General features: G+C 41.5%; 5 protein-coding genes and 2 rRNA genes. 5 read left to right on the top strand and 2 right to left on the bottom strand.

What is annotated here, in order from left to right; all coding sequences use genetic code 11:
* The 4 genes from BFS05_RS06920 to fdxA all read left to right on the top strand — a co-directional run.
* Window positions 1-459 (top strand): 23S ribosomal RNA (locus tag BFS05_RS06920); the annotation flags it as partial.
* Window positions 460-617: 158 nt separating this feature from the next.
* Window positions 618-734 (top strand): 5S ribosomal RNA (gene rrf, locus BFS05_RS06465).
* A gap of 429 nt (window positions 735-1,163) precedes the next feature.
* A complete protein-coding gene (locus BFS05_RS06460) occupies window positions 1,164-2,795 on the top strand; it encodes an APC family permease (protein WP_103085141.1) in 1,632 nt (543 codons plus the stop codon).
* Window positions 2,796-2,929: 134 nt separating this feature from the next.
* Window positions 2,930-3,247, top strand: coding sequence for a ferredoxin (fdxA, locus tag BFS05_RS06455; protein WP_103085140.1), 318 nt, complete (start codon window positions 2,930-2,932; stop codon window positions 3,245-3,247).
* 83 nt (window positions 3,248-3,330) lie between these two features.
* Here the strand turns inward: fdxA and dinB are convergent, their stop codons facing one another.
* The gene (dinB, locus tag BFS05_RS06450) at window positions 3,331-4,857 is read right to left on the bottom strand and encodes a DNA polymerase IV (RefSeq protein WP_258004296.1); all 1,527 of its coding nucleotides are present in this window, start codon (window positions 4,855-4,857) and stop codon (window positions 3,331-3,333) included.
* Window positions 4,858-4,967: 110 nt separating this feature from the next.
* Between dinB and BFS05_RS06445 the strand changes: the two genes are divergently transcribed.
* Complete coding sequence (locus BFS05_RS06445; RefSeq protein ID WP_103085142.1) at window positions 4,968-5,900, top strand: EamA family transporter; 933 nt, start codon at window positions 4,968-4,970, stop codon at window positions 5,898-5,900.
* A gap of 620 nt (window positions 5,901-6,520) precedes the next feature.
* Here the strand turns inward: BFS05_RS06445 and BFS05_RS06440 are convergent.
* On the bottom strand, window positions 6,521-6,728 hold a 208-nt coding region (locus tag BFS05_RS06440; protein ID WP_146026731.1), incomplete at its 5' end, for an IS3 family transposase.

The raw sequence follows: 6,728 nt of genomic DNA, 5'->3' as shown, positions 1-6,728 counted from the left end.
TATAAGAGACAGCAGGCTGATCATTCCCAAGAGTCCATATCGACGGGATGGTTTGGCACCTCGATGTCGGCTCGTCGCATCCTGGGGCTGGAGCAGGTCCCAAGGGTTCGGCTGTTCGCCGATTAAAGCGGCACGCGAGCTGGGTTCAGAACGTCGTGAGACAGTTTGGTCTCTATCCTCTGCGCTCGTTGGAATGTTGAGGAGACCTGCCCATAGTACGAGAGGACCTGGGTGGACAAACCTCTGGTATGCCGGTCGTCACGCCAGTGGCGCTGCCGGTTAGCTACGTTTGGAAGGGATAACCGCTGAAAGCATCTAAGCGGGAAGCCTGCTCCAAGATTAGCATTCCTTGCACTTAGTGTGTGAGCCCCCATGAAGAACACGTGGTTGATAGGCTGGATGTGGAAGCCCTGTAAGGGGTGGAGCTGACCAGTACTAACGGGCGATAGTAATATACTCTTTTAAGCTTATGGTTTAATATTCTGGTTAGCTTGGAGTGTTAAAAGATTCTGCGTTTAAGTTTGTTGAGATTGGTTTGATTGTTACTCGCGTTCATGTCCGGTTCCCTAACTGCCACTATTCCGCTCATGGTTTACTGTGAGTGTTATAATTAAGTTTGCGGTGGTCATGGCTCAGGTGAGACGCCCGGTCCCATTCCGAACCCGGAAGCTAAGGCCTGACACGGTGAGGGTACTGCACTCGATAGGGTGTGGGAGACTAGCACGCTGCCGCATTATTCTTCGAGCGGGGAGTTTCACTCCCCGCTTTTTTATTACCTTTTTCGTGCATATTAAGCGCTACGCAAACAATGAAGCACGACACTTGCGCTCTTAAGCAAACAAAATCTGAGGTTATAGGCAAAATCTGTCAGCTTCATAATTTATACAAATACTCAATAGTATTCCAAAATAATTTGGATTATGGGAATAACAATTGTGGTTATAGTCCTAACAATTTGAGCCTAAAACAGTGTTTAACGAAGTCGTATAATTTAACTTTTATAGCTTAAATAGAATAATTATCTACTGATTAGCCTGTTATTTTCGTAAGAATTTTATGAAAACGCGTTATGTAGATGGTTTATGTGTAAAATTTACATAAGTTTTTTAACTTAACATGTTTTAATATTCAAGTTATGCATGTTTAAAAGCAAAGGTATTATTATGCAAATTTGGAGAAAGAAGTCAGTAGAACAAACGCTGGCTGAAACAATGGAAGGCGGAAGACGCCTCCACCGCACGCTTAACGCTTGGGACTTAGCTGTTATGGGTGTCGCCGTTGCTGTTGGTGCTGGCATCTTCTCTGTTGGCGCTCAAGCTGCAGCGTTCCATGCTGGCCCTTCGGTTATTATAAGCTTCATCATTGCGGCGGCAGTATGCGGTACAGCCGTAATGTGCTACGCAGAATTCGCTTCAATGATTCCAGTGGCAGGATCTGCTTACACATTTACTTACACTACTGTTGGTGAGTTGATTGCGTGGATTATTGGATGGGATATGATCCTCGAAATGCTTATGGCATCATCTGTTATAGCAAAATATTGGGGTGTTTATCTAAATGATTTAATGAACTTATTTGGAATCCCATTCAGCTCTACAATAAAGCTAGGTTCGTTTGACTTAGATTTTGCCCCAGCATTTATCGTATTATTCTTTACGGTAATGCTCGTATTGGGTACTAAGCTCTCAGCTCGATTTGATGGTGCTCTTACAATATTAAAAATTGGTATCGTGCTATTCGTAATAATCGTTGGATTCTTCTACGTTAAAGCATCCAATTTTGCGCCGTTTATTCCGCCTGCTACTGATGTTTCAAAAATAAAGACTATTCATGAGCAGGGCGAGCTTATGCAGCCTCTATGGCAGTGGGTTACGGGCATGCAGCCGCAAACTTACGGAATCGTAGGTATTCTTTCAGGTGCTGCTTTAGTGTTCTTTGCATTTATTGGTTTTGATATTGTTGCAACGACTGCTGAAGAAACAAAAAATCCTCATAAGAATATTCCTTTGGGTATTTGCTTAGGTCTTCTTTTAGTCACAGTTCTTTATATTCTTGTGGCTGTAGTAACAACAGGTATGGTTTCATACAGTGATCTAGCTTCGAGCGATAGTCCTTCTCTTGCAACGAGCTTTAAAATGGTTGGAGCTATTTGGGCAGCAAAAATCATATCTTTCGGCATTGTAATAGGCTTAACAACTGTTGTTATGGTACTTTTGCTTGGTCTTACGCGAATCGTATTTGCTGTAAGCCGAGATGGCCTGCTTCCTCGTGGACTTTCTAAAGTCGGCAAGCGTGGAACTCCTGCAACAATACAAATCATTGCTGGTGTTGTAGTCGCGATTGTGTCGTCATCATTAGATATTCAGATACTTTCAGACATGGTTAATATTGGTACTTTGTCCGCGTTCTTTATGGTTTCAGTAGGTGTGCCAATTATGCGCATGCGTAGGCCAGATTTGAACCGTTCGTTTAAAGTTCCTGGGAATCCATGGTTGCCTATTATTGCTGCTATTTCTACCTTATGGCTTATGTTAAATCTTTCTGTTTTAACATGGGTGAGATTCTTAGTTTGGCTTGTTATAGGTTTTACGGTTTACTTTGCGTATTCGTACAGGCATTCCATTTTAGGTAAGCAGATAAGGCTTGCTAAAAAGATGGGTGTGCCGGTTGAAAGTCTTATTGCTAAAGATATTGATTTGGCTCAAAAAGATATGCAAGATTTGCGAGGCGATAAAAACTCGCGAGGCAGTAATGACGCACCGGATAGTACTAGCGGTCAAGACACCAGTAAATAGCTATTGTAATTAATAAGCTGATTTATGGAGTATAATAGTAGGGTTGGCGTTTCGATAATATGAAATACCAGCCCTACTTGCTATTGCTATAGTTGCACTAGCTTATTTAACGATTTGCAAAGAAAGGTGTACTCATGCCATACGTCATAGCAGAGCCTTGTGTAGACGTAAAAGATAAGGCTTGCGTTGATGAGTGCCCTGTTGATTGCATTTATGAGGGCGATCGCACTCTTTACATCAATCCGAATGAGTGTGTTGATTGTGGAGCGTGTGAGCCTGCTTGCCCAGTTGAGGCTATTTTTTACGAAGACGATGTTCCTGAAGAATGGCAATGGTATCGAGATGCAGCTGTTGACTATTTCGACAAGCTTGGAGATTTAGGTGGAGCTACAGACGCCGGCCCTTCGGGTTGGGATGAGCAGCGTGTGGCTGATCTTCCGCCTAGAAAATAGTAAATAGCAGATAACAGATAACAAGCTGTAATACTAAATTAAACAGTAAGTAGTATGCAGTAAGCAGAATTACTATATTTAGCTTATATTCCTAAATTTGCTATATTTTCTCCATATTTTTCTTTAACTGCATCTAGTACGTGTTCTGCGCGTCTTATTCGTGAAGCTTTATTCAAATTACTAGTCGATTGAGCTGAGTTATTTGTTGAGTTATGTGTTGAGTTATAAGTTGAATTATTAAAACTTGGCTCGCGTTTTTGCTCTTCATATATATCGTCTATAGACGGCTGCAAAAATGTTTTTATACTTTTCTTTAAATTACTAACGCTTACTCCAGCAAGTCTTATAGGGCTTAGTAATCTCTTTTCTGCTTGTGTATTTTCAGGTGTTGCTTGTGTATTTTCAGGTGTTGCTTGTGTATTTTCAGGTGATATTTGCGCGTGTGCAGATTTTGATTGTTTGTCTAAAGATGTTGTTTGCGTATATGGCTTCTGTTGCGATTCTATGCTTATCTTATTCTTAGAAAAATACGATGACTTTGTGTTCGAAATATCGCGCGCAGCATTGTTGATTTGTGGATTTAATGAGTTTAATAATTCAATTACTTGTTTGTAAAGCTCATTCGCGCTGTCTGTAGCATTGCGCAAAGTATGCGAGCGAGTAGAGTAGTGCAAATCGCTAAATCGTAATTTAAGCGTTACTGTATATGCGACTAATTCGCGTTTCCTCAAAGATCTAGCTACTTCATTACAGCAGTATCTAAGAAGCTTATTAACTGATTCAATATCAGTGGTGTCATAATCTAGTGTTCTTTCAGTCCCAATAGATTTTTCTGGAGCATTATTAATGACTGGTCGTTCGTCGATTCCGCGCGCTGCTTGATACAACATGTGTGCTGAGCTAGAAGATCCAGTTGCACGTTTAAGAGTTGTTTCATCAATAGTGCGCAATGTTGCAATATCGTTGATGCCCCATGACAATAGTGTGCGAGACAGAGTTGAGCCAATTCCCGGTATGGCTCGTAAAGGCATAATAGAAACAAAATTAATATTTTGACTTTTTGGGATAAGTAACATGCCATTTGGCTTTGCGTTTGTTGAAGCCATTTTTGCGATAAGCTTGTTTGAAGCAATTCCTACAGAGCATGTTAAATGGAATTTGTTCTCGACTTCAGTCCGTATCCAACTGCCTATTTTTATAGGCGAATTCCAGTGCAATAGTGCTGAGCTTACATCCATATAGCATTCGTCAACTGAGACTTTTTCTATTTGATTAGTGATTTTAGAGAAAATTTCGTCAAAGATTTTTTGGGAAATTAACTGATAATACGGCATGTCAACTGGAAGAAAAATCCCATTTGGACATAATCTATGTGCCTTAGACGTTGGCATAGCAGAATTAACTCCGTATGCTCGAGCTTCATAACTTGCTGCTGAAACTACAGAACGTGGACCGTTTCCAATTATTATCGGCTTGCCTAAAAGTTCTGGGTGTCGTGCCATCTCTATGGATGCGTAAAAAGCGTCCATATCAATGTGAAGTATATTGCAGCCAGAGGTGTCGTGCCCCCAATCACGCTTTGCTGCCGATACTCTAGGTGCGGTACTCATAAGATAATAATAGAACAAGTGTTCGATATTGCCTCTTTTATTTTTATCAGCGTGTTGCAATTTTGCTAAGTTATGTGTAATAGGTATTAAGGTCGTGTATGGTTGAGAATATGAAACGATTTGTTGTGAGCCTTCTCAATCGCATGCCAGTGCTTCTTATCATCGTTATTGAAGCTGCGATGGTGTATATTGCTACTTCTGTTGCAAAAGTAGCTTTTAGTCAGTTGGATCCACTTTATGCAGTTTGGTATCGCGTTGGTTTCATGACACTTTTCCTTCTTTTATGGAGACGACCTTTTTCGCGTAAAAAACGTCAATTTTTGCCTAAAAATTACAAACAGTGGGGGATTGTAGTAGCACTGGGAATCTCACTTGTTCTAATGAACACAATGTTCTATCTTGCAATAAGTTGTATGGCTGTTGGCGTTGCGGTAACGATTGAATTTGTTGGGCCACTTATGGTTGCCGTTATAACAGGAAAAACTTGGCGCGAAAGGATAGGAATTATTATTGCGGCTTGCGGCATTACTTTGCTCGCGTTTACTTCTATGAGAGACGGGTCAAGTCCTCATTTTCTTATGGGCTTGATTGCGATTCTTATAGGCGGATCCATGTGGGGAGTTTATATCGTTTCTGGGCGAGCTATGGCTAAAGGTAATAATGCGATTGATCGAGTTAGCGTAGCGGCTTTAATAGGCTGGTTATTGCAATCTTCAGTGCTTGCTGTACCTGCTGTTCAGCATGTTATATGGCCTAAACCAGGTGCGACTTGGGCTTTGGGGTCATTTGGCGCTTTAAAGCTCGTGGCTCTTATGGTGGTAATAGCAATATGTGCTTCGTTTGTTCCTACTTTGCTTGATCAGGTTTTACTGAAAAGGGTAACTTCTGCAAGGTATTCAGTAATGCAAGCATTGTATCCTGCTATTGCTGCGCTTGTCGGCATTGGTTTTGGAGAAATACCGACAGTAATTGATATCATCGGCATGGGATTTGTTATGTTCGCAGTATTTATTACGTTTTCTGGCGATCATCATCCAGCCTAAAGCGCGTAGTGCGCTTTAAGATTCATTCTATTGGGGCTAAGTTCTCGGAGTTTCTATCGGCGCAAGAGAATGCATGACTCTGGCGGTGAGGGATTGGTGTTACTAGCGCGACGACCTGCTTTTGCACTTAGAACGTAGTGTGCAAAAGCAATTCGGAGCGTGAGCTTGCTCAAAGTTGAAAGCACGGTGCGCTTTCAACGCAAGCTCAGCCGAGCGGCAATTAGCCGTGAGGACAGACGTTACGCTCTATTGAGGTACGGGTTTCCTATGCAATGTTGCTGAGCTCTCGGAGTTTCTCTCATCGCAAGATTTTTACATTGCTCTAAGAGAAACTTCGACAGCTCTTGGCATGTTTAGTCTTTTAATCTTCGGTTAATCACCGAGATTTTTCAATTTTTCTTCTTCGCTCAATGAATCACCACTTCGTGCTGAGGTTCATTTCGCTCTGTGCGAAAAATCTTAAATCTCTGCCTAATTAATAGCAAGCCAGCTCGTCGCGCTTACTTTTGTGGACTTAGGTACCAGATAAGTAAACAAATTCGGGGGAGTGTTCTTGATTTTGTGGACTTAGAGCGCTGATATGTACCCCTTTTTCTGGACACATATCCCTTTTTACTTAATCATATCGTCTGCGTGGATGCTTTCCTGCATTTAACAGGAGGCACCCACCCAGTCTTCTTCTGTATTCTCTCGTTATTGTAATAATAAATATATTCCCTCATTGCTCGATCAAACTCTTCAAACGAAGCATACTCATGCTCATGCCCGTAATACATCTCGTTTTTAAGCCTACCGAAAAATGATTCCATAATACCATTGTCATAACAG

The sequence above is a fragment of the Gardnerella coleohominis genome (assembly GCF_002896555.1).
Classification (GTDB): Bacteria; Actinomycetota; Actinomycetes; order Actinomycetales; family Bifidobacteriaceae; genus Bifidobacterium; species Bifidobacterium vaginale_F.
Note: the sequence above shows the minus strand (reverse complement) of the source record. Positions and strands in the feature narration are given on the sequence as shown.

Bases quoted from the DNA above. Each gene is read 5' to 3' on its own strand.
- dinB (WP_258004296.1), bottom strand. From the start codon at position 4,857: ATGAGTACCGCACCTAGAGTATCGGCAGCAAAGCGTGATTGGGGGCAC.
- BFS05_RS06460 (WP_103085141.1), top strand. From the start codon at position 1,164: ATGCAAATTTGGAGAAAGAAGTCAGTAGAACAAACGCTGGCTGAAACA.
- fdxA (WP_103085140.1), top strand. From the start codon at position 2,930: ATGCCATACGTCATAGCAGAGCCTTGTGTAGACGTAAAAGATAAGGCT.
- BFS05_RS06445 (WP_103085142.1), top strand. From the start codon at position 4,968: ATGAAACGATTTGTTGTGAGCCTTCTCAATCGCATGCCAGTGCTTCTT.